Below are 25,219 nucleotides of genomic sequence, written 5' to 3'. Positions count from 1 at the left end.
TTTATCCCTGTTGTTCCGGCAGAAAAGGCTCGCCCAGCGTCAGCATCAGGCGATTGGCCCAGGCAAAGAAGGCGGTGGACTGAATCAGGTCGAGCAGGGCGAGTGTATCCAGACCCTGCTCGCGCAGTGCAGCGATCTGCGACTGGCCAGGTTGCGATGGGGTCAGCGACAGCGCCGCCGAAAAGGCGATGATCGCCTGCCAGCGGGCAGTGTGTCCGTGGGATAACACTGCGCCGGGCGCGACATTCAGCAGTTTCTGTATTGCGTCATCTTGCTTTGAAAGCTGGCTGGCTTTACGCGCATGAACCGAGGCGCAATAAATACAGCCGTTGACCTTACTGACCACGGTGGCGGCCAGCTCACGCTCGGCGCGCGGCAGCCCGCCAGCGGTGTAGAAAATGCCTTTGTCGGTCAGGGTACGCTGCTCCAGCAGCGGCAGGTTACGCCCCAGCAGACGGAAATAGTCGGAGTCGGTGTGACCGAATTTTGCCAGTGTCGCCTGCTCCTCCTCACTGAATTCAGCCAGCGGTCTGGCGGGCAGCCACGGCTCCCAGCCGAGTTCCTGCTGTGTAAACGCGGTCAGCGCCGTTTTGCCGCTGGCGGTTTTTAATGCCTCGTGCCAGTGACCGGCGACGACCGGGGCAGCTTCACCCGCTGCTTCATGGCCCTGCAGGCTGCGCAGGCCTGTGATTAACCGGCTCTGAAAACTGACGAACGCCACCAGCTGTGCCAGCGTGACAATGCCGCGCGGGGTCCATCCCGCCTGCTTCAGCGTCTCCAGATGGGCAGGTGTCGCGGCAACCGGCTCAAAGGTGAGGCGATGCGCGAAGTCCAGCGCGGCGCTGATCCGATCACTATCGGGCACGGGCTGCTGCGGCTGATAGTGCGTCTGCAGCTCCGACCGGGCATGCCAGCCTGCGACTTTTGCGGCCAGAAGACGCCGCTCGGCTAACGGAAAATCGTCATCGCCCTGGTCAAATAACACGTTGTAGCTGCCCTGGGCATGGCGCGTCGCGGCGTGACGCGTCTGCCGCGCGTGGGCCAGTCCGGAATCGGGATCGATATCCGCCAGTGCGGCAATCAAATCGTCAGGTTGACTCATGAAATTCTCCTGTCTGGTTCGCCAGCAGCACGAAGTGCGGGCGCAATATGTCCGGCAATCAGCTCAATCGAGCGCAGCGTGTCGGCATGCGAAGGCTCTGCTGAATGCACCTGGAATGAGATGTCGGTGACGCGAGGCAGCACGCTGTCCTGCGCCAGCGAGCGCGCGACCTGATCGATGCCGCCAACATGGGCATCAAACTGTGCCAGCAGGTCATCAAAGCTCTCCCCGCGGATTTCGCCACGGTGCTGAGCAGCCTGCTTGCGAATGCCAGGTTCAGCGATCTGACGTGCGTAGTGGTCTGAATCCGCGACAAATGCAGTGCGGGAGGCAAGAATACGCGGCTCAGTTCCCGCCGGAAGTGCCGCGAGATAGGCATCAATCAGCGGATTCTGCAGCGCATCGAGCGTAAGTTCTGCCTGGCCTGCTGGCCGTGGCTGGGTGCGCGACAGCATCAGACCGTGTCCGCTCTGGCCGGCACGGATTGCACCCTCAACCGAAAAGGTGGCAATCCACACCCGTCCGGCGAGCTGCGGCGCGGCGGGCCAGAGATGATTGTCCGGATGTCCCAGCGAATCACCGCGCCAGGCACTGAGCAGCGTATGCAGATTGTCTGCAAATGCCGCGCCGCGTTCGGCAAACGTCAAGCCAAAGGGTAAAAACGAGTCCGGCGTGCCGCCCGAACCCAGCCCGATCTCCAGCCGTCCGTCCGACAGCAAATCCAGTACTGCAGCATCTTCTGCGACCCGTAATGCATTTTCCATCGGCAGCGTGATGATGGCAGTGCCGAGCCGGATGGTACGGGTATGGGCGGCGGCGTGCGCCAGAAAAACCAGCGGCGAAGGCAGTCCGCCCTCATCCTTATGAAAGTGATGTTGAGCAATCCATGCCGCATCAAAGCCACAGCGCTCGGCATGCTGAATCTGCTCAATGGCCAGCTGATAACGCTGTTTAGCCGGGACGTTATCCAGCAGTCGGGTAAAAAATCCGAGACGTTGGCTCATGCTGACTCCTTATGCGTTAACGGCACGAGTGGCGGAATCGCACCAATCAGTTCGCGCGTATAGGGATGCTGAGGTGCGCTGAATATAGTGACAACGTCACCTTGTTCCACCGCTTCGCCCACTTTTAAAACGGTTACGCTGTCGGCAATCTGTCGTACCGTCGCCAGATCGTGCGTGATAAAGAGATAGGTCAGCCCCAGTTCGGCCTGAAGCTGCTGCAACAGGTCAAGGATTTGTGCCTGCACCGTGACATCCAGCGCCGACGTCGCCTCGTCCAGCACCAGGATTTCAGGCTCGCAGATTAGCGCCCGCGCCAGGGCTACACGCTGCCGCTGTCCGCCCGAAAGTTCATGTGGCTGACGTGATAACAGGGAAAGTGGCAGTGCCACCCGCGAGGTGATCGCTTCCACCCGTTCACGGCGCTGGCTGCGGTCCAACTTGTCAAAATTACGCAGGGGTTCTTCGATAATGGAATAGAGCGTCTGGCGCGGATCGAGCGAGGCAAACGGGTTCTGATAGACGAACTGGATCTTACGGCGCAGCTGTCGCAATGCCTCGCCGCGCAATCCATTGACCACAATGCCGTCCAGCGTCACTGCGCCACTATCGACGGTTTCAAAGCCCAGAACGATACGTGCCAGCGTCGTTTTGCCGGATCCCGATTCGCCGACCAGCGCATGCGTGGTGCCGCGTGCCACCTGAAAACTGACATTGTTCAGCGCCTGTAATCGCTGCTGTTTACCCAGCGAAAAGCTTTTCATCACGCCGGTTGCCCGAATTGCCGGGGCAGAAAAACGGGCGGCCGCAGGTTTAACGCGGGCGGGGCGCTCCGGCGCAGCATCATTCAGTAACTGACGGGTGTAGGGATGTGATGGCGCGCTGATGACCTGGGCGGTGCGGCCCGACTCCTGGATTTCACCATGGCGAAAAACAATGATGCGATCTGCACGCTGCGCCGCCAGCGCCAGGTCGTGGGTAACGAACAGCACGGCGGTACTGGATTCCTGCCGCAGGTCATCCAGCAGATCGAGAATACGCTTCTGCACCGTGACATCCAGCGCGCTGGTCGGCTCATCCGCAATAATGATCTCCGGTTGCAGGGCGAGGGCGATGGCGATCAAAACACGCTGCTTCATGCCGCCTGACAACTGATGCGGAAACTGCCTGACCCGCTGTTCCGGGTGGCTGAGACCGACGCGGGTCAGCAGATCAATGACCCGCTGCTTGCGCTGTGCTGCCGGTAATCGCAGATGCAGGTGCAGAATCTCCTCCACCTGTTCGCCGACGGTTTTAACCGGATTCAGTGAATTGCCGGGATCCTGCGGTACAAGGCTGATGCGCGCACCGCGCAGCGAGTCAAAACGCTTCTGCGACCACTGGCTGATATCGACGCCGTTGAGTCGGATTTCACCCGCTTCGCGGCGGCCGTTTTCCGCCATCAGGCCCATAATGGCCTGTGCCGTGGTGGTTTTACCTGAACCGGATTCCCCGACCAGTGCCACCATCTCACCAGCGTGCAGTTCGAAGCTGACATTATGCACCACCGGCTGCCACTGGTTGCCGCGGCGATAGCTTAGCGTCAGGTTGTTGACTGCGAGTAACGGCTGAGCGTTCATCGGCGTCCTCCTGAAAGTTGCTGACTGATGCGGTTCGCCGCGAGCACGACAGCCACGACCACCACACCAGGAAATGTGGTCAGCCACCAGGCGGTAGCCAGATAATTACGCCCTTCAGCGATGAGCAGACCCCATTCCGGGACCGGCGGCGGCGTGCCGTAGCCGAGAAAGCTCAGTGTCGACAGCGCCAGAATCGCCTGACCAAACTGCAGGGCGGCATAGGCGATCACCGGCGTCAGCGCATTGGGCAGAATGTGACGCCACAGCACGCTGAAAAACCGGCCGCCGCTGCCGTAAGCGGCTTCGATATACTCGCTATGGCGAATGCGCACCACTTCGGCCCGCGCCAGCCGGGCGAAGCTGGCAATGGAGGCGATGCCCACTGCGAGCGCGGCGTTCAGGGTGCCGAAACCGAGTAGAATCAGCACGCTCAGTGAGAGCAGCAGGGACGGGATCGCCAGCAGCACATCCACGGCGCGCATCACGATCGATTCAGTTTTGCCGCCCGTGGCTCCCGCCAGGACGCCCAGCGCGGTTCCGGTCAACAGGCCGATTGCCACTGACATGACGGCGGCAGAGAGGGAATGTGACGCGCCGTAAACGATGCGGGCAAAGAGATCGCGGCCCAGTTGATCGGTGCCGAGCCAGTGTCCGGCCTGCGGTGCCAGGCGCTGTGCGCCCGCGATGCCTTCCAGCGGGTTGGCCTGGGTAAAAAGGGCCGGGAAAAGGGCCGCCAGCACGGCCAGCAGCATCACGAACAGGGCGAGCCACAGGCCCGGCGCGAAGCGATAACGCTCAGACGAGACGGATTGACGGGCGGCCGCGTAATCTACCAGACTCATGTTGCACCTCTTAAGAGCTGTAAGCGCGGATCAAACAGCGGCATCAGCAGATCGACCAGCAGGTTGATCACCACAAAACCCAGCGCGGAGATCATCACCACCGCCTGCAATACTGCGACATCCTGATTGTTCACCGCCTGCTGCGTCAGCTGACCCAGTCCCCCCAGGCCAAACACCGTTTCGGTAATCAGCGCACCGGCAATCAGTTCCCCAAGCAGCAGACCCGCCACGGTAAGCACCGGCAGCATTGCGTTACGCAGGATGTGCCGCCACAGGACATAGTGCTCGCTCGCACCTTTGGCCCGCGCCACCGCCACGAAAGGCCGGGTGGAAACCTCATCAATGCTGCGCAGCAGAATCTGTGCCAGCGGCGCTGAGATTGGAACCGCGACGGTGATGATGGGCAGAACCAATCCCTGCCACGGCGAGGGATTAATGACCGGAATCCAGCGCAGTTGAAATGAGAAGAGCTGAATCAGGGCAATGCCGAGCCAGAAGGTCGGCACGGAGATAAACAGCGCGGGCAGGGACTGCAGCAGATTACGCAGGAAGCGCAGGGCGGGCAGCCTTGAGAGGGTCGCCAGCACGAAAGCCAGCAGCGTTGCCAGCAGGAATCCGCATAGCGCCAGTCGCAGCGTGCCGGGCAGGTTGCTGGTCAGCAGTTCACTGACCGGCACGCCCGCCTGCACCGAATAGCCGAAGTCGCCATGCAGCATCGCCGCCAGCGTATGCAGATATTGCTGCCACAGCGGGCTGTCTGCGCCATAGGCCTGGCGCATTTCAGCAATCTGCCGGGGACTCAGGCCAAGATCCGGGTTCTGAAATTTAATCAGCACCGCATCACCCGGCAGCACCTGCAACAGCACAAAAGACAAGGTAAACGCAGCCCACAGTACCAGCAGTCCCAGACCGGCGCGTTGCAGCAGATAGTGGCGCATCCTCACCTCCGGTTACTGTTTTTCCAGCCAGGCACCATAGAGCGCCGGACGGCCTACCGCTTCAAAACTGACCCCTTTCAGCCAGGGCGCGCCCGCATAAACCTGCGGTTCTTCAAAGATTGGAATCACATAGGCCTGGTCCAGCAGATAGCGCTGAACATCACCGGTCAGCTGCAGCCGTTTTGCCGGATCCACTTCGGAGGAGACGTCCACCAGCAGCTGATTGAGTTTGTCATCACGGAAGCTTTTTACTTTGTCGCTGGAGCCGCCTTTCTGCAGCAGGCTGTCGCGGTTAGCCGGGTAGAAACTGCTTTTGATCACGTCGGGATCGGCGCGGCCAACTTCCGTGACATTCAGCGGCGTTTTCAGAGGATCCAGGTTATCCAGCGTTTTACTGCCTGCATCACCGGCTTTGACGGTGAGGGCAACCCCCACCTGTCGCCACTGCTGGGCGACCAGTTGCAGGACCTCTTTGTTCTGCGGCTGCGGCAGGGATTCATAGACGGTCAGAGCCAGTCGCTGGCCCGCTTTTTCACGGATGCCATCTGCACCCGGTTTCCAGCCTGCCTGGTCGAGCAAGGTCTTCGCTTTCGCCAGATCAAACGTCAGTTTGTCCGCCAGGTTAACGTAGCCCGCAGCGGTGGTCGCGACGACCGAGGTTGCCTGCGGATAGTTGGGAGAGAAGAGGGTTTCAACCACCTGTTTCGAATTGGTGGCGTGCAGCAGCGCCTGACGCACCCGGATATCACTCACCAGCGGGTTGTCGGGGCGGAAGCTCAGGCTGTCGTTGACGCCCCGGGTCGGTGCGGCATAAACCGGGAAATTCTGATCTTTAGCCTGCTTCTCATCGTATGCCTGCACCTGACGGATCAGGCCCGCCTGTCCCGCCAGCAACGCACCAATACGCACGCTGTCCTCCGGCGTGACAATCACTTTAATCCCATCGAGATTAGCCGGACCCTGCTGCTTTATGTTTTTCGGGCCCCACTGGTACTCTTTGCGCGCCACCAGATCCACTTCACGACCGAGCTTCTCATCACTGACCACAAATGGCCCGGAACCAATGATATGCCGGGCATCACCCAGTTGATCGAAACTGCGTGCCAGAGTACTCAGCGACACCAGGCCGGAACCAATGGTGGCGGTGCCCTGCAAAAAGCCGGGGGAGGGTTTTTTGAAATAAAACTTCACCGTCAGCGGGTCGATCACTTCACTGTGATCATAGTTATTAATCACTTCCGATACCGGCAGGCGCAGCGCTTTATTTCCCAGCCCGTAAGTATCAAAGTTTTTCGCCACCGCGTTAGCATCTAATGGCGTGCCGTCGGAAAAAGTCACACCAGGACGTAATTTAAAGGTGTATTCGGTTTTATCGGCATTGGTGGTCCAGCTTTCCGCAATCCAGGGTTCAACCTGTAATGTTTCAGGATTCTGCCAGGTTAATTTATCGGTGATCTGATTGAGAATGCCGCCATTAGGGTAAAAGCCCCCGGCGGGCGGATAGAGATTGGTATGTGCCTGCTGTTCCAGATAAATCAGCGTGCCGCCTTTAACCGGCGCGGCGGCTGCATTGAAGGTGAGCGTCCCGGCAAGTAACGTAAAAAACAGCGTCTGTGCGCGTGGTTTAAGGGGGAATAACGTCGTCATGATAAATTCCTTTGTTATTAATTGCCTCAGCAGGCGGAATCATCATCGAATGACGCAACACACAGATAAAGTAACGATTTGGTCAAAGCTTATCTGAAAATAATAAATACGGGAGTGGGTGGGAATTTACAGATGTTCAAATTTACGGAATGGCAAATAAACATCTGCCATTCCGCGGGTTTATATTTTCTTAACGACCTGCAGTAGCGTCATTACAATTCGGCACACAACTTACGCTGTCCGGCACGCAGGAACGCACTCACCAGTCCCAGCCACAGCAGGCCGCAGATCAGGTTCACCAGGCTAAAGCCGCCGGTTCCAAAGCTGAAATACGCGATTTTGGCGGCTTCAATGCCCAGCGCAATAATCAGGATGCTCACCATGCCCAGCATTGCCGCCACGCTGCCTTTTCCGGCGCGGCTGGAAAACAGCGTCATGCGATACAGTCCGGCGTTAATCAGCCCGGTGCCGAAGCCATAGAGACTCATTCCGGCAGTGAGCCACAGATAGCTTTGCGGATCCAGCAGAGTAGCGACCACCGCAATGCTCAGTCCGCAGACCACTGGCCAGGCACCAAGCCGTACCGGCTGTTCAATCGGCAGACGGCTGCACAATCGTCCCAGCATCAGGTTGCCCGCAATCATCGCGGCAAAGACCGGCAGCTGAAGCAGGGCATAGTCGATGCGGCTGAGTTGCGCGCCGTGGATCAAAATCACGGGTGAAAGCGCCACCCAGGCGATGCAGGGTACGGTGACCAGGCCGATAGCCAGTGAACCACGCATCACCTGACGATCCTTCAGCAACGCCGCGTAACCGCTGATAATCGATCCCAGCGACAGCGGTTTCTGACGATCGCCCGCCGTTTCAGGCATCGCATACCACAGTCCGGCCAGCGCCAGCGCCGCGACAGCACCAATCAGCCAGAACAGGGTTCGCCACTCTCCCACGGTCAGAAAAGCCGCGCCCGCCAGCGGCCCGGCCAGCGGGGCCAGCAGGGCGACGTTGGCCATCAGCGCCATCATTTTAATGCTGAGCGACTCCGTGAACGCCTCCTGTACCGCCGCATAGCCTACTGCACCGATAAAGCAGAGGCTGATCCCCTGCAGAAACCGCAGCAGGACAAACTGCTCAATGCTTTGTACCCAGTGGGTCGCGATGCAGGAGAGCATAAAAAAAGCCACGCCGCTGAGCAGTACCGGACGCCGCCCGATGCGATCTGAGAGCGGACCCAGCAGCCACTGCAGCAGAATGCCACCGGCCAGATAAGCGGTGAGCGAAGTGGAAACCCACTCCGGCCCGACCTTAAATTCCTGGGTTACCAGCAGCATGCCGGGCTGGATCATGTCATGAGCGATATAGGTGGCGAACTCGAACAACACCAGAGAAAGCGGAAAGATCAGATGTCGTCGGGACAGCTGTGCCAGCGGTTGAAAAGAAGCCATTGAAGATTCCTGCAATAAAACCATTAAAAAAGCGGCCACCAGGGTGACCGCATAATTATCGAGTGACGGTGTAACGCTTAGCGCCAGCGGGCAATCGGGTTGACCAGCGTACCGGCGAACTTAAGGTTCTCGGCGGGATCGGAGAGATTGATCATCTGCTGGTTATTCGCCAGCTGCAGGCGGTTCAGGCAGGAGCGGGTAAACTCGGGCGCGAACATGTCATAGCGCGCGAACTTAGTCGCATGCTCCGGATGCGCCTGCTGATAATCCTTCACGCACTGCGCCACTGCCTGCCAGAAATCCTCTTGCGGCAGCGTCTCTGACTGGTCCAGAATCGCGCTGATAAAGCGGAAGATGCAGTCAAACACATCGGTGAAGATGGAGAGCAACTTAAGTTCTTCCGGCACTTCTACTGCCAGACGCTGCACGCCCTCCGGCAGCATCGCGTCCGGGTTCATCACGGCAATTTCTTCGCCGATATCCTTCATATAGGCGCTGACCGGCACGTTGTTCTCCAGTAGCATGATCAGGTTTTCACCGTGCGGCATAAACACCAGATCGTGCTGATAGAAGCAGTGCAGCAGCGGGCTGAGATAGCAGGTCAGATAGCGTTCGATCCACTGCTTCGCAGGTAAGCCGGAGTCCGCGATCAGTGCGGGCAACAGTGGCTGCTGGTGGTGATCGACGTGCAGGAAAGAGGCCATCGTCATCAGACGCTGGCCCGGTTGCAGGCTGGTGGCAGGATTATCCCGCCACAGCGCCGCAAACATCTTTTTATAGGCGGAGTCGCCTTTGATCGCCTGCTCATAGTAGCGGTTGTGATAGCCAACTGACGCGACTTCACGCAGGATGCGGAAATCACAGCGTTTCAGCCAGGCATCGCCCGCGACCAGCTGTTCCAGCCAGCCGTTTATGGCAGGTGTCGTCGCCATATAGTAGGGCGACAGACCGCGCATAAAGCCCATGTTAAGCACCGACAGCGCAGTTTTCACATACCGTTTTGAGGGCTGGCTGCGGTTAAAGAAGGTACGGATGGACTGCTGCGCCTGGTAAGCATCGTCGCCGGTGCCGAGATAAACAATATCGTGACTGGCAATATCGGCCGCAAACACGGTCAGCAGTTTGTTTTGCCACTGCCACGGATGTACTGGCATCAGGATATAGTCTTCAATCGCCAGCCCTTTGTTCACCAGCTGCGCATTGAACTGTTCCACGGTAGTGTCGCCCAGCTCATCACGCATCAGTTGCTCATAGCTCAACTCGTTGAGGCTGGAGAAATGGGCGTTGCGGCGGTGGACCGCGACCCAGATGAGCTGCACGGGCGCGGCGGCTTCCGGCGCATAGGCCAGATAGTCCTGTGCATCGAAGCCAATACGTCCGTTGTTGGCAACAAAGCAGGGGTGGCCTTCAGTCATCGCCGCTTCTACCGTCTGGAAATCAGCTGCGACCAGCGCCTGGCTGTCGGGATTATTCTTCTGCAGCTTATAAACGCTGCTGCACAGCGTGCTGCTGATCTCTTCCATGTAAGTCGCCAGCAGCGCCTGCGGAATCCCGATCTCACCGTTGAACTCCACGATAAACTTCAGCGCATCCAGCGGCAGCGCGCGACCGTTCTCCTGCTTGCGCAGGGAATCTGCGTCGATCTCCCAGTGATCCAGCGCCAGCCGCGACGCCCGGAAATGGTAAGTCGCTTCTCCGCCCGGCACCGCCAGCTGATAGCTGCCATTGCCCGTTTCCTGCGGCGCAATGATTTTTTCATGCGCGAACTCAGCAATCGCTTTGCGAATCAGCATGCGGTTTGCCTGCGCCCAGTGGTCGCCCGTCAGATGCGTGCCGTCTGTCAGTGATGAGAGGGTGTTCATGGTCTGCGACTCCTGCTGTAACGCGTGTTGATAATCTTCCCGCTGGCAAAAGGCCAGCCAGGCGGTTTTATGACCCATGTCGATGGTGTGCTGGTAGCGGAACCCGGCGCGCTTATTCAGTACGTGAATTTTTTCATTGCGCACGTCCGGCTCGACCACCACGCGCCGCACCTCGGGGCGGCTGAACATATAGTCCATCACCAGCGTGAAGACCTGCCAGCTGAAGGCTTTGATCGGCTTGCTGGCCGGGGCAATCAGAATGTGCATGCCGTAATCATCAGGCGCAGCCGGATAAAACTTGCCAACCTCGTCGTCACACGCGCGGTAGCACTCAATCAGGCAGACGGGCTGATCGTTGCAGCAGCCAATCAGCGCGGCATGAGGATCGGATGCGGTCAACGTCTGGTAGAATGTCGCGACCTGCTCCAGGCTCTGCTGCTGCATGCCCCAGAAGCGGGCGTAATCGCGGGTGACCCAGCTGTGGATTAGCGTCGCATCACTCTCCAGCATGGGTCTCAGGGTGAACGTGCCTGCAGGGCGATCGGCACTGAACAATGGTTGTGATTTCATCTCAGTGCTCCGATTTAGCCGGGAAGGTCTGGAAGGCGATCTGGCGCTCAATCGGGTAGACCTCGCGTCCGGTCAGTTCACGCAGCAGCACAGAGTTACGGTAGCAGGCCATGCCGAGATCCGGCGTGACAAAGCCGTGGGTATGCAGCTCGGCGTTCTGCACGAAGATCTGATTATGATGGTCGATGCTGTAGTTGCGCTGCACGTCGTAGCGGCCTTTTTCATCCCAGCGCAGGCGTGCGGTGATGCCCTCTAAAAACATCGGTGGCTGATAGTGATAGCCGGTCGCCATCACCAGTCCTTCGGTGCGACGGGTGAAGGTGCAATCCTGCTCCTCCTGATGCAGCGTCAACTCGAATTCGCCCTGCGGCAGCCAGCGCATCGCGGTCAGCGCGGAGTGGGTGAAGAGGTTGACGTTGAGATCACCGTCGAGCTGTTTCACATACATCAGGTCATAGATGTCATTGATTAAGCTGCTGTTGATGCCTTTATAGAGATTCTTATGGCGCGCATTCAGCTCATCACGGGTGGTGGCGGGCAGCGCGTGGAAATAGTCGACCCACTCCGGTGAGGTCATCTCCAGCGTGAGCTTGGTGTACTCCAGCGGATAGAAGCGTGGCGCGCGGGTGATCCAGTTGAGCTGATAACCAAAGCGGTCAATATCGGTCAACAGGTCGTAGTAGATTTCTGCGGCGCTCTGGCCGCTGCCCAGCACCGTAATCGAACGTTTCTGCTGCAATTCTGCTTTGTTAGCCAGATAGTGGCTGGAGTGCGTCAGGCGCTGGCGGTGCGGCTGGCTGCACGCTGGCATCCAAGCTTTTGGCCCGGTGCCGAGGACCAGATGACGCGCCTGATAGCGCTGTTTTTCACCACTTCGGGTGTCGGTCACCTGAAGATGATAGATCCCGGCGGGCTCATCATAGCTGACATACTCGACATGGCTGTTCCAGCGCAGATTAGAGAGTTTTGAGCTGGCCCACTGGCAGTACTGGTTATACTCTTTGCGCATCAGGAAGAAGTCTTCACGGATATAAAAAGAGTATAATTTTCCCTTTTCCTTCATGTAGTTGAGCAGACTGTACGGGCTGGTAGGATCGGCAAGCGTCACCAGGTCGGCCATAAACGGCGTCTGCAGATGCGCATTTTCCAGCATCATGCCGGTGTGCCAGTCAAAGCCCGGATTCTCATCCAGAAACAGACCATTCAGCCCCTCAACCGGCTCGCTCAGACAGGCCAGGCTCAGGTTGAACGGGCCGATGCCGATACCAATAAAGTCATAAACGGGATTATTCATTTCACATCTCTCCATGATTCGCCGCGCTCAGCGCAGAGGCACGCACCTGTTCGCGGCCATAGTGCGCAATCAGGCTCAGTACATCTTCAATGTCGGCCGTGGTCGTGGTGGGATTTAATAGGGTGAATTTCAGATACTGACGCCCATTGACTTTGGTGCCCGCAATCACCGCATTACCGGAACGGAACAGCGCTTTACGGATGGCAGCGTTGATCTCGTCAATCTGCGCATCGCTGGCATGTTTGCCGGGAACGTAGCGGAAAATCTGGGTCGTCAGTTCAGGCGCATGCAGCACTTCAATGGCAGGATGCGCAGTTAATCGCTGGTGCGCGGCCTGGGTCAGATCTATCAGCGTGTCGAAGGCGTCACCCAGCGCCGCGGGGCCCATCACGCGCAGTGTCAGCCACATTTTCAGGGCGTCAAAACGGCGTGTGGTCTGAATACTTTTGTTAACCAGATTCGGCGTGCCTTCCTGCTGAGCGCTAAGTGGATTCAGGTAATCTGCATGGTGCGTGACATGCTTCAGGTTTTGGCTGTCGCGCACAAAGAAGGCACCGCAGCTGACGGTCTGGAAGAACGATTTGTGATAATCGACAGTGACGGAGTCAGCACGCTCAATGCCGTTAAGCCGCGCGCGATGATTCTCAGAAACCAGCAGGCCGCAGCCGTAGGCGGCATCAACGTGCATCCAGAGACCATAATCGTCACAGAGACGGGCGATGTCGGGCAGCGGATCGATGCTGCCAAAGTCGGTGGTGCCGCTGGTGGCGACCACGGCAATCGGGATCAGCCCTTCATTGCGGCAGCGTGCGATCTCCTCTTCCAGACATTTTGCGTCCATACGGTAGTGGTCATCGTGATCAACGGCGATAACCGCGTCATAGCCCAGTCCCAGAATCGCCATCGACTTCTGAATACTGAAGTGGCTGAGTTTCGAGGTAAACACCCGCCACTTAGATGCCGTCTCCGGCAGGCCGCGATGCTTAATCAGATGCCCCGGATGATGTTCCGCGCACCAGCTGTCACGCGCCAGCAGCATCGCCATCAGGTTGGACTGGGTGCCGCCACTGGTAAAGATCCCATCCGATCCGGCAGGCAGACCAATACGGCCCAGCGTCCAGTCGATCACCTTCTGTTCAATCAGCGTGCCGCCGGCACTCTGATCCCAGGTATCAACCGAGCTGTTTACCGCCGCCATAATCTGCTCGGCCATCAGAGAAGGCAGCACGACCGGGCAGTTCAGGTGCGCCAGGTATTTAGGATGGTGGAACCAGACAGCGTCACGCAGATAGAGCTGACTCAGCTCTGCCAGCGCGTCATCGTTATTGCCCAGCGGACGATCGAGATCGACCTCGCTGAACTCCGCCGCCAGTTCGTGGGGCAGAATCCCGCTGAAAGGCTTCTCTACGCCAGTAACGGTGCGCGTCATCAGCGCCAGCACCTCCTGAGTCTGCTGCGACCAGGCCGCCAGTTGCTGATCGTTAAAAATAGCCGTTTCGGCTCCGCTGGCATTGGAGGCTGGCGCGAGGTCCAGTGCCGTCTGAGTGGATGAGCGTAAAAGCATTTTCAGTTCCTGTGCGTGAATACCAGTGACCCTGCCGACACAACGTCAGCAGCGTTAGAAATCCGCTCAACAACTCCAGTAAACATAAAACTAACTAACCAGATAAAAACCCTGACCATTACGTGGATTAGTGTTTTCATCCTAAAAAGAGAAAATACCGCATATTATTTGTGGATTTTGCAGCGTTTAACGCTTTGTTATATGCGGATGAGAGTGTAAATGTTAATCATTATCATTCAATTGTTTTGTTGTTAAATTTTATTTATTAGTATGTCTAATGTTGAAAGTGTGATTCAGATCACTTTTTTCGTTCGGAATAGTCCTCTTTTATGAGAAACCAGGACCGGTTTGAATCAGAAATGAGGGGTGCATTAGAGTTGTGCATTACCGTGTGGGTAAAACAAAGGAGGAAAACTGACATTAATCGATATCAGGATGGGCGTACTGCGGTCAGTCACTGTGGGAATACCGGAGGTTCGGCCAAACCGGTCGGTTAGTATTACAGTGCCTCATTACACTTCGTTCGTTTCAGCAGGAACCTTCTTTTTAGCCATTTAGCCATGAAGTTATAAACCACTAGCAGACCAAAAATGCCGCTGATAATCAGGGTGATGGTTCCCTTATTCATAAAGTGCGCCATATTACCGAGCAGGATGCCTGTGACGCCAAAGTCTGTATCCGGGAAAGTGGTGTTGGTCAGTCCAGTCTGTCCGGGTACCGGCGACAGGGCGACAGGGCGACAGGCAGGAAGGTGATCAACAGGCCATGAGCAAAGGCACCACAGATTGCTCCGCGTTTGCCGCCGGTTGCATTACCAAACACGCCAGCTGTCGCACCACAGAAGAAGTGAGGGACCACACCGGGCAGAATCAATACCCAATGCAGCTGACCCAGGACAAACAGTCCGACCAGGCCACCGACAAAGCTGGAGATAAAGCCAACCAGCACCGCATTCGGCGCATAGGGAAAGACAATCGGGCAATCGAGCGCGGGTCTGGCTTCTGGCACCAGTTTTTCTGAAAAGCCGGTAAAAGCCGGTAAAAGCCGGGACAATTTCGGCCAGAATTAAACGCACGCCCTGCAGAATGATAAAGACGCCAGCGGCAAAGGTAATGGCCTGAATGAAGGCGTAAACCAGCTAATCATATTCCAGAGGTTGTCTGACACATAATCTCTGATTAAATCAGACGCCCGCCTGAAAAAACATAAGACGATTTTCTGCATAACTTTGCCACGCGCTGGCTTTAAGCAGATGATCATCAGGTCAAGAAGAGCGTTAAACGCAAAATATCACCCGGATATCCAGCCCTAGCGCCTGATTATCTCCTGTCGACGTCATTATCTCCCCATTATGACGAATTCAATAAAGCATAAAACAATATGATGTTTTACCAATAATCGACTGCGCAGCACACTGGTCCGCAACCGGAATGAACAAGGACCAGGTGAATGGCATATCGACTAAGTCTGTTAGATAAAGCGCCCGTGCTGCAGGGCGAGTCGCCTGCAGCAGCACTGCAGCGCACGCTGCAGCTGGCGCAGTTAGCTGAGGAGTGGGGTTATCACCGCTTCTGGCTGGCGGAACATCACAATACTGCGCAGCTCGCCAGTCCTTCACCGGAAGTGTTGATTGCCTGGATCGTTGCCCAGACCCGCCATATTCGTGTCGGCTCGGGTGGGGTGATGTTGCAGCATTACAGCCCGTATAAAGTGGCGGAAAATTTTAATCTGCTCGCCTCACTGGCACCGGGCCGTATCGATCTCGGTGTGGGCAAAGCGCCGGGCGGACTGCCACTTTCTACCCATGCACTGCAACAGGGTGTCGATGCGGCTAAAAAAGGCAGCTTTGCCGAACAGCTTCAGCTGCTGGATAGCTGGCTTAAACATACACAGGTACAGCCTGATGACGAAGGTTTAGCCGCGACGCCGCTGCCATCACGTCCCGCTAACCGTTTTCTGCTGGGTGCCAGTGAAGAGAGTGCGCGGCTGGCGGCCAGTCTGGGCTGGCAGTTCGTCTTTGCAGCTCATATCAATGGCGACCGCCAGTTGCTGGAGCATGCACTGAGTACCTTCTCTCGCCTCAGTAACGGCCAGCGCGCACTGGTGGCTGTTCAGGTCGTGGTGGCCGACTCGCCCGCCCAGGCTGACCTGCTGGTTTCCACGCTGCGTCATTATCATGTATCGGTGAAAGACGGGCCTGGCGTTAACGTCGCCAGTCTGGAACAGGCTGAGCGCTATGTGCGGCAGGGTGGATATCGCGATTATCAGATTGAGCCGCGCACGCCGTCACTGCTGAAAGGTACCGCAGCACAGGTTCATGCCCAGCTGGATGCGCTGCACCATAATTTCGACATTGATGAGTTCGTTATCGACACGCCGATTACCGAGCCGGTTGCCCGCCTGCAGTCACTGCAGTTGCTGGCTACACAGCATCTGGTTGCAGCCTGAGTCTGAGTGGAGAGTCATCATGAGCAATGCATCACAACTGATTGAATGGCGGCGTGAACTGCACACCTGGCCAGAGCTGTCGGGTCAGGAGTTCGCCACCACCGCCCGACTGCGGGGCTGGTTGCAGGCGGCGGGCATCCGGCTGCTCGACTATCCCCTTGAGACGGGTCTTGTGGCGGAAATTGGCAGTGGAGAGGCCGTCATCGCCCTGCGCGCCGACATCGATGCGCTGCCAATCCATGAGGCGAGCGGGGTGCGTTTTCACTCCCGTCATCCCGGTGTGATGCACGCCTGCGGTCACGACCTCCATAGCGCTGTGATGCTGGGCGCGGCGTTACAGCTTAACGAACAGGCCGATCAGTTGCCTGGTCGGGTGCGCATCCTGTTTCAGCCTGCAGAAGAGATTGCACGCGGAGCACGCCAGTTTATCGAGGCGGGCGTGCTGGATGAGGTGCAGGCTATTTTCGGCATGCACAACGAGCCTTCACTGCCTGTTGGTACGTTTGCTACCCGCTGCGGGGCGTTTTACGCCAATACGGACAAATTTATTATTCGCGTCACCGGCAAAGGCGCACATGCCGCGTATCCGGAGCAGGGCGTGGACAGTATTGTCACCGCCAGCCAGATTATCCAGGCCTTACAGGGACTCACCAGCCGCAGCTTTAGTGCGCTGGACAGTCTGGTGCTGAGCATTACCCGCATCGACGGCGGCAAAAGCTGGAACGTATTGCCGGGCGGCGTGGAGTTTGGCGGCACGGCGAGAACGCACGATTTACAGCTGCGTGCCGAACTGGAACAGCGGGTGCGTACGCTGGTTGAGCACTTTGCTGAGGCCAATGGCGCGCAGGCGACCCTGAGCTGGCATCCCGGTCCGCCAGTGCTAATCAACGATGCGCACTGGGCAACCTTCAGCAGTGATGTCGCGCAGCAGGCAGGCTATCGGGTGCAGTCTGCCGAACTGCATCTGCTGGGTGAGGATTTTGCGTTCTATCTGCAACAGGTGCCGGGTGCGTTTGTCAGCATCGGCAGCGCCAGTGATTTTGGTCTGCACCATGCCAGCTTTACCCCGGATGAGGCGCTGATTGCCCCCGCCGCCGACTACTTCGCCCGACTGGCCCGCCAGGCGCTGCAACACCTCAATGCGCGATGTCGGGAAGCCATTCTGAACTGAATTCATCTGCAGTCCGTTTAAACACGGGGGTTCTGACAACCCTCGTCGGGCATCGCTACGACTAAAAAAGAGAGAGCATCATGACCACAAGACAACTTCGGCTGGGCACTATTCTGCATGGCGCGTCGGGAAACATGTCTGCCTGGCGCCATCCTGCGGCGCAGGCCGATGCCAGTATTAATCTGGAGTACGCCAAAAAAATTGCCCGCAAGGCGGAGCAGGGCAAGCTCGATTTTCTGTTTGTTGCCGACGGGTTGTTTATTAATGAGAAATCGATCCCGCATTTTTTGAATCGTTTTGAACCGCTGACGCTGCTCTCGGCACTGGCGGGCGTCACAGAACATCTGGGGCTGGTCGGCACCGTTTCCACTTCTTACAGCGAGCCGTTCACCGTGGCACGTCAGTTTGCCAGCCTCGATCACCTCAGCGGCGGGCGTGCGGGCTGGAACGTTGTTACCTCGCCGCTGGAGGGTTCCGCCAAAAACTTTTCCCGCGAGAAACACCCGGAACACGCGTTGCGTTACCGCATTGCCGACGAGTATCTGCAGGTAGTGAAAGGCTTATGGGATTCGTGGGAGCAGGATGCCTTTGTACGGGACAAGGAGAGCGGGCAGTTCTTCGATCCGGCGAAGTTGCACACGCTCGATCATCATGGCGACTTCTTCCAGGTGCAGGGACCGCTAAACATCGCCCGCACGCCGCAGGGCCGTCCGATTATCTTCCAGGCAGGTGCGTCCGACGACGGTAAAAAGCTGGCGGCGCGTCATGCTGACGCCATCTTTACCCATCAGCCCACTCGCGAAGAAGCGCAGGTGTTTTATCAGGATGTGAAACAGCAGCTGGTAGCAAACGGTCGTCAGCCAGAGGATCTGCACATCTTCCAGGGTGTCAGCGTGATCGTGGGTGATGATGCGGAAGACGTAGAGCGCCAGTATCAGACCACGGCGGCGCTGGTATCGATTGCCGACGCGCTTAACTACCTCGGTCGTTTCTTTGACCACCACGACTTTTCACAATATCCGCTGGATCAGCCGTTCCCGGACATCGGCGACATTGGTCAGAACAGCTTCCGCAGCACCACCGACGAGATCAAACGCAAAGCACAGCAGCATAGCCATACGCTGCGCCAGGCGGCACTGGAAGCCGCAACGCCGCGTCCGCTGTTTCACGGCACGCCCGAAGAGGTGGCCGATGGCCTGCAGCTCTGGTTCGAAACCCACGCCACAGACGGCTTCATTATCAATGGCGGCACACCTGACACCTTTGAACGTTTTGTCGACCGCGTGGTGCCGATTCTGCAGGCTCGCGGCCTGACGCGCCACGACTACCCGGGCAGTACGCTGCGCGACAGCTTCGCTCTGAAACAACCCGTTAATCAGTTCACCTCACAATAAGAGCCCACGTCATGAAAAAAACATCGCGTCTTCTTGCCCTGCTTATTCTGACCGCCAGCAGCCATGCGCTGGCAGAAGGCACCAGCGTTTCCTATAACGGCCAGCGCGTCAGCCTGGAAGCCAATAAAGCGCCGATTAATACGGTGAAAAATCCTGACGCCATCGCGCAACTGCCCGCGGGGCATCACTTTGTGGTACCGGGTTCCTTTACCGTGGCCGTGGCGGCGCAGAACTCTCCGCCGCTGACGGTATTTTCCGATGACAACAAAACCCTGCTCGGCAGCGAGGTGGATATTGCCCGACTGGTTGCGGATAGCCTGGGATTAAAACTCAATATCGTGCCGACGTCGTGGGAAGGCTGGCCGCTGGGTGTGGCCTCGGGCAAGTATGATGCGGCAATCTCCAACATTACCGTGACTAAAGAGCGCAAAGAAAAGTTCGACTTCGCCACCTACCGCAAAGACTCGCTCGGCTTTTATGTCAAAACCAGCAGCCCGATTAAGTCACTGACCAAAGCGGAAGACATTGCCGGATTGCGGATCATTGTGGGATCCGGCACCAATCAGGAGGCGATTCTGCTGGCGTGGGATAAAGAGAATCAGGCAAAGGGTCTGAAAGGCTTTACTCCGATCTATGCGAAAGATGACGCCGCCCAGACGCTGGCACTGCAAGCGGGGCGGGCCGATGCCTGGTTTGGTCCTAACGTCATTGGTGCCTGGAAAGCGGCACTGACCGGTAAAACCCGGCTGATCGGCAGTGTGGATGGTGGCTGGCCAAAAGCGGCGCACATTGCCGTTACGGTGAAAAAAGGCAGCGGCCTCGCAGAACCGATCAGCACTGCGCTGAATGGCGTCATCAGCAATGGTGATTATCAGAAGGTGCTGAACCGCTGGGGTGAAGGCGTGGAGCATATCGATCGTTCTGAAATCAACCCCGCCGGGCTGGGCGACTAAGGAGCTGAGCATGAGTGAATCGACTTTCCGCGAAGTTTCGCCCGAGGCCCCCGAACTGCAACCGATTCTGGGTGGTCTGTTTGGTGAATATTCGGCACGTTATGGCGACTTTTTCTCCCGCCGTAACGAGCAGGAGCAGGAACTGACCGAATGGTATCTGCCGCCGCAGGGGCTGTTTATTGTGCTGGAACGCGACGGCGAAATCATTGCGATGGGCGCTTATAAACCTTATGACCCACAGACCGCTGAGCTGAAGCGTATCTGGACCCGCAGCGATCTGCGCCGCCAGGGGCTGGCGCTGGTGGTGTTGCAGGAGCTGGAACGGCGTGCGCTGCAGGCGGGCTATCAGCGGCTGTTTCTCACCACCGGCTTTCGCCAGCCGGAGGCGGTGCGGCTTTATACCGGTCACGGCTATCAGCCACAGTTCGATCTGAGCGGCGATCTGGAGCGTTACGGCCAGCCGCCACATGACGGGCGACTGCGTTTTATTAAAGTAATCGGCGTTTATAACGTCGCTGAGGCGAGTTAAGGAGGGACGATGAGCAAACATCAACATCTACAGGTGGTCCCGGCACGTTATCCGGCGCGCACCGCCGGCGCTATTCTGGCGCTGTTTATCCTGGCGGGCGTGATTCAGTCAGTGGCCTTTAACCCTCGCTGGGAGTGGGGCGTGTTTGCCCGCTGGTTTTTTGATCCGGTGATCCTGCACGGCCTGGGTCAGACGCTGCTCCTGACTCTGCTGGGCACTATTTTCAGCCTCTTCTTTGGCGGTCTGCTGGCGCTGGCACGTCTCTCCTCGTCGTGGCTGCTGAGCACCCTGGCGTGGGGCTATATCTGGCTGTTCCGCTCTCTGCCGCTGATTGTGGTGCTGATCATTCTCTATAACTTCTCCTACCTCTACGACACGCTGTCGATTGGTATTCCGTTTACCGGCCTGTCGTGGGGGGCGTTTCAGACGATTAATGTGCTGGGCCAGTTCCCGGCGGCGGTAATTGGTCTGACGCTGGTGCAGGCGGCTTACAGTGCAGAGATTATCCGCGGCGGGATCCTCGGCGTCGATCACGGGCAGGTTGAAGCCGCTTCTGCGCTGGGGCTTTCTGCCTCACGCCGGACCTTCCGCATCATTCTGCCGCAGGCGCTGCGCGCCATTATTCCGACCGCATTCAACGAGATTATCAGTCTGGCAAAAGGTACTTCGATGGTTTACGTGCTGGCGATGCCGGAGCTGTTTTACACCATCCAGATGATTTACAACCGTAATCAGGAAGTGATCCCGCTGCTGATGGTCGGTGCCGCCTGGTATCTGATTATCACCACCGTCCTGTCCGTGATTCAGTATTACGTTGAGCGCTGGCTGGCCCGCAGCGTGAACCGTGAGCCGCAGCCTTCGCGCTGGCAACAATGGCGCAGTCGCGTCACGCCACTTCATCCGACCGAGGAGATCAGCCATGTCCGAAGCCATTGATTACCGCACTTCACACACAACAGGTGCCATTAGTATTACTGGCGTGACCAAGCGTTTTGGTAAACACACAGCACTGGATGATGTTTCGCTGTCGCTGGAGCCTGGATCGGTCACGGTGATCCTGGGGCCATCCGGCTCCGGCAAATCCACGCTGCTGCGCACCATTAATCATCTGGAGCGGGTCGACGAGGGCTTTATTCAGATTGATGGCGACTACATTGGCTATCAGCAGCGCGGCGATAAGCTGTATGAACTCAAAGAGAAGGCGATTCTGCGGCAGCGTATCAACGTCGGCTACGTGTTCCAGAACTTCAATCTCTTTCCGCACCTCAGCGTGCTGGATAACCTGATTGAAGCGCCGATTGCCCATCGTCAGCTGACGAAATCTGAAGCGATAGCGCGGGCGGGCGAACTGCTGGACATTGTCGGTCTGCGCCATAAAGCCGACGCCTGGCCGCGTCATCTGTCGGGCGGGCAGCAGCAGCGTATCGCTATTGCGCGCGCTCTGATGCTCAATCCCCGCGTGATGCTGTTCGATGAGCCGACCTCGGCGCTGGATCCGGAGCTGGTTGGTGAAGTGCTCGACGTCATCAAAAAGCTGGCGCGTTCCGGCACCACGCTGGTAATTGTGACCCATGAGATTGGCTTTGCCCGTGAAGTGGCGGACAAGGTGGTCTTTATGGTGGATGGCCGGATTGTTGAGCAGGGCAGCACCACGCAGGTACTGAACAATCCGCGCCACGAACGTACCCGCCGTTTTCTGGCGCGCGTGCTATGAAGGCGCTGACCTTAACAGCGCTGACGCTGCTCCCAGTGCTGACCTGTAAGGCGGCGGAGAAGCTCGATGTGCTGAAAAATGAGACGCCGATTCATGCCCCGGCGAATCCCCGGGCGATCGCGAAAATCCCGGCTGACTTTCACTTTATCGAACCCGGCACGCTGACGGTAGCAACCGCCGCGACTAACTCTCCACCGCTGTCGCTGCTGGCGTCTGACAACGTCACGCGGATCGGCAGCGATCCGGACATCGCCAGGCTGCTGGCTGACAGTCTGGGGTTAAAGCTGAAGCTGGTTCCGGCCTCGTGGGAGGACTGGCCACTGGGCATCAGTGCCGGACGCTATGATGTCGCCATGTTTAACATTGCCGTTACTGAGGAGCGTAAGAAGAAGTTCGATTTTGCGACCTATCGCGCTGATAACCACGCCTTTGCGGTAAAAAGCGACAGTAAGATCAGCCAGATCAGCAGCCCGCCTGATATTGCCGGTAAGCGGATTATCGTCTCATCGGGCACCAATCAGGAGCGCATATTGCTGAGCTGGGATCAGCAGAACCGGGCCAAAGGTCTGCCTGCGGTGACGCCAGTCTATCTTACCGATGATGCCTCTGCGACGCTGACGCTGCTGTCGGGGCGGGCCGATGCGATCTTTGGCCCGCACTCGATGGCCGCCTGGAAAGTGGCTTCACGCGGCCAGACAAAGCTGGTGGGCAGCGGACCGTTCCGCGCCTGGGTCGCCGTGACCACTAAAAAGGGCAATGGGCTGGCACCGGCTTTACAGGCCGCACTGGATAGCACTATCACGGGTGGGCAGTATCAGCAGGTGCTGGCCCGCTGGGGTGAACAGGATGAAGCTGTGACGCACTCCACAGTGAATCCGCCGGGCATTGTTTACTGAGTCGGCAGAACCGGCTCTCCTGCTGAAGCCGGTTCTGCCATTTAATGACCCCAGAATTGAACTACACTCTCCAGCGTTAGTGATTTATCCTGCCCGCCTGTTTTCGTAAAAAATCCTCACTGCGTGGCGGAGTAATTGACCTGGAAGCCCCATGAAAATCAGATTCCTTTCTGCCAATGAGCAAAAGCTGGCGGAGGTGCGTAAGATACTCGAGCCTGTCGGGGTCGAAGTATTACCCATCGCCCGTCGTATCGAAGAAATTCAGACTGAAAACGAGCTGGACCTGGTGCGTGATAAACTGACCAAAGCCTTTTCGCTGATTGGGCGGCCACTGTTTGTTGAGCATACCGGTCTCTATCTGGATGGCCTCAATGGTCTGCCCGCCGGGCTGACCCGTATCTTCTGGAACCGCCTCGACGCTGAGCGCTTTACCGCACTGGTGCAGGGACTGGACAGCCAGGCTGTGACGGCCAAAACGGTGCTCGGCTACTGCGACGGTCGCAAAATGTATCAGTTCTCGGGTGAACTGCGCGGCACCATCGCCGCTAAACCCGCCGGGACACGCGGCTTCCAGTGGGACTGCGTGTTTATCCCCGAAGGCTATGAGCAGACCTTTGCAGAAATGGGCGAACTCAAGAATGAGATTTCGATGCGGCGCATCGCGCTGGATCGCTTCGCCACCTTTTTAAAAACCTCGCGGGGAGTGGCATGAAACCTGAACTCAAACGCGCCTATGATTCCGGCAAACTGATTCTGTTTGCCGGTGCCGGTATTTCGCGTAATTTTGGCCTCCCCGAGTGGCATGAACTGATTGCTCACCTTGCTAACGAGTTGGGTTACGATCCCAAAATCTTCAATACCTATGGAACGCACCTGTCGCTGGCAGAGTATTACAAGCAAAAGAAAGGCTCGCTAGGCCCGCTGCGCAGCTGGATGGATCGTGAGTGGCACCGGCCGGATATCGATGTCCGGTCTTCTGAAATTCATACCATGATTACCCAGGGTAACTTCTCGCGCATCTACACCACCAATTACGATCGCTGGCTGGAAGCGGCGCACGAGGCGCACGGCGTCCCCTATTACAAAGTGGCGAACGCCGCAGACCTGGTCTCGCTGACTGAAGATAAACGTCACATCATCAAGCTGCACGGTGACTTCGATGATGACACCTCTATCGTGCTCGATGAGAGCAGCTATTTTGAACGCCTCTATTTTGACTCCCCTCTCGACATCAAACTGACCCATGACGTAATGGGCAACTCCGTACTGTTTGTCGGCTACAGCATCAGTGATTTCAACATACGCCTGCTGTTTTATCGTCTTACCAAGATGTGGGGCCGCACCGGGCTGGCGACCGCGCGACCCAAGTCGTATCTGTTCACAAATCGCAACAACCCGGTAGCCAAAGAGGTGCTGGGGCAGTGGGGGATCGAGGTGATCGTGTCCGAAGAGGACGATCCGCGTAAAGCACTGGCGATGTTCCTTGAAGAGCTGCTGGTGTAGTCAGTCTGGTTTCCGGCAGAGAAGCGGCAGGAAAATGAAAAAAACCTGCGCCCGGTTAAAGTTAGCCTGCGCGTAACCGGTAAACTCCATTCTCTGCTGGCAAAGCATAACCGGCATGATATACTGTATGCATACACAGTACCTGAGGGCAAAAAGATGGCTGTTGAAACAAAATTTGTTGTAGTCAGAAAGGGTGAAGAGAAGATGACGTTTGCCAATAAGAAAGAGGCCGATGCCTACGACAAAATGCTCGATATGGCCGAAGCCTTCACTGACTGGCTGTTACAGCATCAACCGGCACTGGACGAATCTCAGGCAGAAACGCTTGGTCTGCTGATTGCGGAGCAGAAAGATGCGGTCCAGCATATTCTGCGCACCAGCAAACTGCCGGACGTAGCCGCAGGCGCGACGAAGCCTGAAGCCGTGGCAGAAGAAGGTGCGGATGAGCAGGCGGAAGCGCCTGCTGCGAAGAAAGTACGTGCCGTTAAAGCTGCGTAACTGCCACAACGCCGGAAGCGACCCTTCCGGCGTTGTTGTTTCTGATTAACGGCTTTATCTGACCTTTTGTCAGGTCATTCAAAATAAATCCGCCTGTGGTTCCTTTATGCTGAGTGCCCGCCTGCAATCATCTCCCTGTAAATCACGCAAATCAGCCAGCTAAAATTTGGAACTCAGCGTTATAGTATCAATCAGGATTCAATAATCTGGATTTTTGATCATTCATTTTTAA

General features: G+C 57.3%; 21 protein-coding genes and 1 pseudogene. 11 read left to right on the top strand and 11 right to left on the bottom strand.

What is annotated here, in order from left to right:
* Position 1: 1 nt before the first annotated feature.
* From F3I44_RS14730 to F3I44_RS14680, 11 genes and pseudogenes are all read right to left on the bottom strand, one after another.
* Positions 2-1,102 (bottom strand): alkylhydroperoxidase domain protein, encoded by a 1,101-nt coding sequence (locus F3I44_RS14730; protein ID WP_150011573.1) that lies wholly within the window; start codon positions 1,100-1,102, stop codon positions 2-4.
* Positions 1,099-2,106 (bottom strand): putative FMN-dependent luciferase-like monooxygenase, encoded by a 1,008-nt coding sequence (locus F3I44_RS14725; RefSeq protein WP_150011571.1) that lies wholly within the window; start codon positions 2,104-2,106, stop codon positions 1,099-1,101. Before F3I44_RS14725 ends, F3I44_RS14730 begins: the two co-directional genes overlap by 4 nt.
* Complete coding sequence (locus F3I44_RS14720) at positions 2,103-3,722, bottom strand: ABC transporter ATP-binding protein (RefSeq protein WP_150011569.1); 1,620 nt, start codon at positions 3,720-3,722, stop codon at positions 2,103-2,105. The genes F3I44_RS14725 and F3I44_RS14720 overlap by 4 nt, the downstream gene beginning before the upstream one ends.
* Positions 3,719-4,564 (bottom strand): ABC transporter permease, encoded by an 846-nt coding sequence (locus F3I44_RS14715; RefSeq protein WP_150011567.1) that lies wholly within the window; start codon positions 4,562-4,564, stop codon positions 3,719-3,721. The genes F3I44_RS14720 and F3I44_RS14715 overlap by 4 nt, the downstream gene beginning before the upstream one ends.
* Complete coding sequence (locus F3I44_RS14710; RefSeq protein ID WP_150011565.1) at positions 4,561-5,502, bottom strand: ABC transporter permease; 942 nt, start codon at positions 5,500-5,502, stop codon at positions 4,561-4,563. Before F3I44_RS14710 ends, F3I44_RS14715 begins: the two co-directional genes overlap by 4 nt.
* Positions 5,503-5,514: 12 nt before the next feature.
* Positions 5,515-7,149, bottom strand: coding sequence for a TIGR04028 family ABC transporter substrate-binding protein (locus tag F3I44_RS14705; protein ID WP_150011563.1), 1,635 nt, complete (start codon positions 7,147-7,149; stop codon positions 5,515-5,517).
* Between the two features lie 212 nt (positions 7,150-7,361).
* Positions 7,362-8,591, bottom strand: a complete 1,230-nt coding sequence (locus tag F3I44_RS14700; RefSeq protein ID WP_150011561.1) for an MFS transporter — start codon at positions 8,589-8,591, stop codon at positions 7,362-7,364.
* A 77-nt stretch (positions 8,592-8,668) separates the two neighbouring features.
* The gene (locus F3I44_RS14695; protein ID WP_150011559.1) at positions 8,669-11,023 is read right to left on the bottom strand and encodes a GNAT family N-acetyltransferase; all 2,355 of its coding nucleotides are present in this window, start codon (positions 11,021-11,023) and stop codon (positions 8,669-8,671) included.
* 1 nt (position 11,024) lies between these two features.
* Positions 11,025-12,317, bottom strand: coding sequence for a lysine N(6)-hydroxylase/L-ornithine N(5)-oxygenase family protein (locus F3I44_RS14690; protein WP_150011557.1), 1,293 nt, complete (start codon positions 12,315-12,317; stop codon positions 11,025-11,027).
* A 1-nt stretch (position 12,318) separates the two neighbouring features.
* Complete coding sequence (locus tag F3I44_RS14685; RefSeq protein WP_150011555.1) at positions 12,319-13,881, bottom strand: aspartate aminotransferase family protein; 1,563 nt, start codon at positions 13,879-13,881, stop codon at positions 12,319-12,321.
* Between the two features lie 499 nt (positions 13,882-14,380).
* Positions 14,381-15,019: pseudogene (locus F3I44_RS14680) on the bottom strand (PTS transporter subunit IIC); the annotation flags it as partial.
* A 311-nt stretch (positions 15,020-15,330) separates the two neighbouring features.
* Between F3I44_RS14680 and F3I44_RS14675 the strand changes: the two are divergent.
* The 11 genes from F3I44_RS14675 to F3I44_RS14625 all read left to right on the top strand — a co-directional run bounded on the left by F3I44_RS14675 (position 15,331) and on the right by F3I44_RS14625 (position 24,987).
* Positions 15,331-16,329 carry an MsnO8 family LLM class oxidoreductase gene (locus F3I44_RS14675; protein ID WP_150011553.1) on the top strand — a complete coding sequence of 333 codons (999 nt, stop codon included), beginning with the start codon at positions 15,331-15,333 and terminating at the stop codon, positions 16,327-16,329.
* A 19-nt stretch (positions 16,330-16,348) separates the two neighbouring features.
* Positions 16,349-17,500 carry an amidohydrolase gene (locus F3I44_RS14670; RefSeq protein WP_150011551.1) on the top strand — a complete coding sequence of 384 codons (1,152 nt, stop codon included), beginning with the start codon at positions 16,349-16,351 and terminating at the stop codon, positions 17,498-17,500.
* 80 nt (positions 17,501-17,580) lie between these two features.
* Positions 17,581-18,894 (top strand): LLM class flavin-dependent oxidoreductase, encoded by a 1,314-nt coding sequence (locus tag F3I44_RS14665; protein ID WP_150011549.1) that lies wholly within the window; start codon positions 17,581-17,583, stop codon positions 18,892-18,894.
* Positions 18,895-18,905: 11 nt separating this feature from the next.
* Positions 18,906-19,847, top strand: coding sequence for an ABC transporter substrate-binding protein (locus F3I44_RS14660; RefSeq protein WP_150011547.1), 942 nt, complete (start codon positions 18,906-18,908; stop codon positions 19,845-19,847).
* A 10-nt stretch (positions 19,848-19,857) separates the two neighbouring features.
* Positions 19,858-20,376 carry a GNAT family N-acetyltransferase gene (locus F3I44_RS14655; RefSeq protein ID WP_098050091.1) on the top strand — a complete coding sequence of 173 codons (519 nt, stop codon included), beginning with the start codon at positions 19,858-19,860 and terminating at the stop codon, positions 20,374-20,376.
* Between the two features lie 9 nt (positions 20,377-20,385).
* Positions 20,386-21,312, top strand: coding sequence for an amino acid ABC transporter permease (locus F3I44_RS14650; protein ID WP_150019461.1), 927 nt, complete (start codon positions 20,386-20,388; stop codon positions 21,310-21,312).
* Positions 21,296-22,090, top strand: coding sequence for an amino acid ABC transporter ATP-binding protein (locus F3I44_RS14645; RefSeq protein WP_150011543.1), 795 nt, complete (start codon positions 21,296-21,298; stop codon positions 22,088-22,090). Before F3I44_RS14650 ends, F3I44_RS14645 begins: the two co-directional genes overlap by 17 nt.
* A complete protein-coding gene (locus F3I44_RS14640) occupies positions 22,087-22,986 on the top strand; it encodes an ABC transporter substrate-binding protein (RefSeq protein WP_150011541.1) in 900 nt (299 codons plus the stop codon). The genes F3I44_RS14645 and F3I44_RS14640 overlap by 4 nt, the downstream gene beginning before the upstream one ends.
* A 151-nt stretch (positions 22,987-23,137) precedes the next feature.
* Positions 23,138-23,698 (top strand): non-canonical purine NTP pyrophosphatase, encoded by a 561-nt coding sequence (locus F3I44_RS14635; RefSeq protein ID WP_033735745.1) that lies wholly within the window; start codon positions 23,138-23,140, stop codon positions 23,696-23,698.
* A complete protein-coding gene (locus F3I44_RS14630) occupies positions 23,695-24,489 on the top strand; it encodes an SIR2 family protein (protein WP_010247078.1) in 795 nt (264 codons plus the stop codon). The genes F3I44_RS14635 and F3I44_RS14630 overlap by 4 nt, the downstream gene beginning before the upstream one ends.
* 156 nt (positions 24,490-24,645) lie before the next feature.
* Entirely contained in the window at positions 24,646-24,987 is a 342-nt protein-coding gene (locus F3I44_RS14625) for a YebG family protein (protein ID WP_150011539.1), read from the top strand.
* Positions 24,988-25,219 lie beyond the last annotated feature (232 nt).

The organism is Pantoea sp. F_5 (assembly GCF_008631595.1).
Classification (GTDB): domain Bacteria; phylum Pseudomonadota; class Gammaproteobacteria; order Enterobacterales; family Enterobacteriaceae; genus Pantoea; species Pantoea gossypiicola.
Note: the sequence above shows the minus strand (reverse complement) of the source record. Positions and strands in the feature narration are given on the sequence as shown.

Bases quoted from the DNA above. Each gene is read 5' to 3' on its own strand.
- F3I44_RS14730 (WP_150011573.1), bottom strand. From the start codon at position 1,102: ATGAGTCAACCTGACGATTTGATTGCCGCACTGGCGGATATCGATCCC.
- F3I44_RS14650 (WP_150019461.1), top strand. From the start codon at position 20,386: ATGAGCAAACATCAACATCTACAGGTGGTCCCGGCACGTTATCCGGCG.
- F3I44_RS14675 (WP_150011553.1), top strand. From the start codon at position 15,331: ATGGCATATCGACTAAGTCTGTTAGATAAAGCGCCCGTGCTGCAGGGC.
- F3I44_RS14715 (WP_150011567.1), bottom strand. From the start codon at position 4,564: ATGAGTCTGGTAGATTACGCGGCCGCCCGTCAATCCGTCTCGTCTGAG.
- F3I44_RS14720 (WP_150011569.1), bottom strand. From the start codon at position 3,722: ATGAACGCTCAGCCGTTACTCGCAGTCAACAACCTGACGCTAAGCTAT.
- F3I44_RS14705 (WP_150011563.1), bottom strand. From the start codon at position 7,149: ATGACGACGTTATTCCCCCTTAAACCACGCGCACAGACGCTGTTTTTT.
- F3I44_RS14725 (WP_150011571.1), bottom strand. From the start codon at position 2,106: ATGAGCCAACGTCTCGGATTTTTTACCCGACTGCTGGATAACGTCCCG.
- F3I44_RS14645 (WP_150011543.1), top strand. From the start codon at position 21,296: ATGTCCGAAGCCATTGATTACCGCACTTCACACACAACAGGTGCCATT.
- F3I44_RS14630 (WP_010247078.1), top strand. From the start codon at position 23,695: ATGAAACCTGAACTCAAACGCGCCTATGATTCCGGCAAACTGATTCTG.
- F3I44_RS14660 (WP_150011547.1), top strand. From the start codon at position 18,906: ATGAAAAAAACATCGCGTCTTCTTGCCCTGCTTATTCTGACCGCCAGC.
- F3I44_RS14685 (WP_150011555.1), bottom strand. From the start codon at position 13,881: ATGCTTTTACGCTCATCCACTCAGACGGCACTGGACCTCGCGCCAGCC.
- F3I44_RS14700 (WP_150011561.1), bottom strand. From the start codon at position 8,591: ATGGCTTCTTTTCAACCGCTGGCACAGCTGTCCCGACGACATCTGATC.
- F3I44_RS14695 (WP_150011559.1), bottom strand. From the start codon at position 11,023: ATGAAATCACAACCATTGTTCAGTGCCGATCGCCCTGCAGGCACGTTC.
- F3I44_RS14635 (WP_033735745.1), top strand. From the start codon at position 23,138: ATGAAAATCAGATTCCTTTCTGCCAATGAGCAAAAGCTGGCGGAGGTG.
- F3I44_RS14655 (WP_098050091.1), top strand. From the start codon at position 19,858: ATGAGTGAATCGACTTTCCGCGAAGTTTCGCCCGAGGCCCCCGAACTG.
- F3I44_RS14665 (WP_150011549.1), top strand. From the start codon at position 17,581: ATGACCACAAGACAACTTCGGCTGGGCACTATTCTGCATGGCGCGTCG.
- F3I44_RS14670 (WP_150011551.1), top strand. From the start codon at position 16,349: ATGAGCAATGCATCACAACTGATTGAATGGCGGCGTGAACTGCACACC.
- F3I44_RS14710 (WP_150011565.1), bottom strand. From the start codon at position 5,502: ATGCGCCACTATCTGCTGCAACGCGCCGGTCTGGGACTGCTGGTACTG.
- F3I44_RS14690 (WP_150011557.1), bottom strand. From the start codon at position 12,317: ATGAATAATCCCGTTTATGACTTTATTGGTATCGGCATCGGCCCGTTC.
- F3I44_RS14640 (WP_150011541.1), top strand. From the start codon at position 22,087: ATGAAGGCGCTGACCTTAACAGCGCTGACGCTGCTCCCAGTGCTGACC.
- F3I44_RS14625 (WP_150011539.1), top strand. From the start codon at position 24,646: ATGGCTGTTGAAACAAAATTTGTTGTAGTCAGAAAGGGTGAAGAGAAG.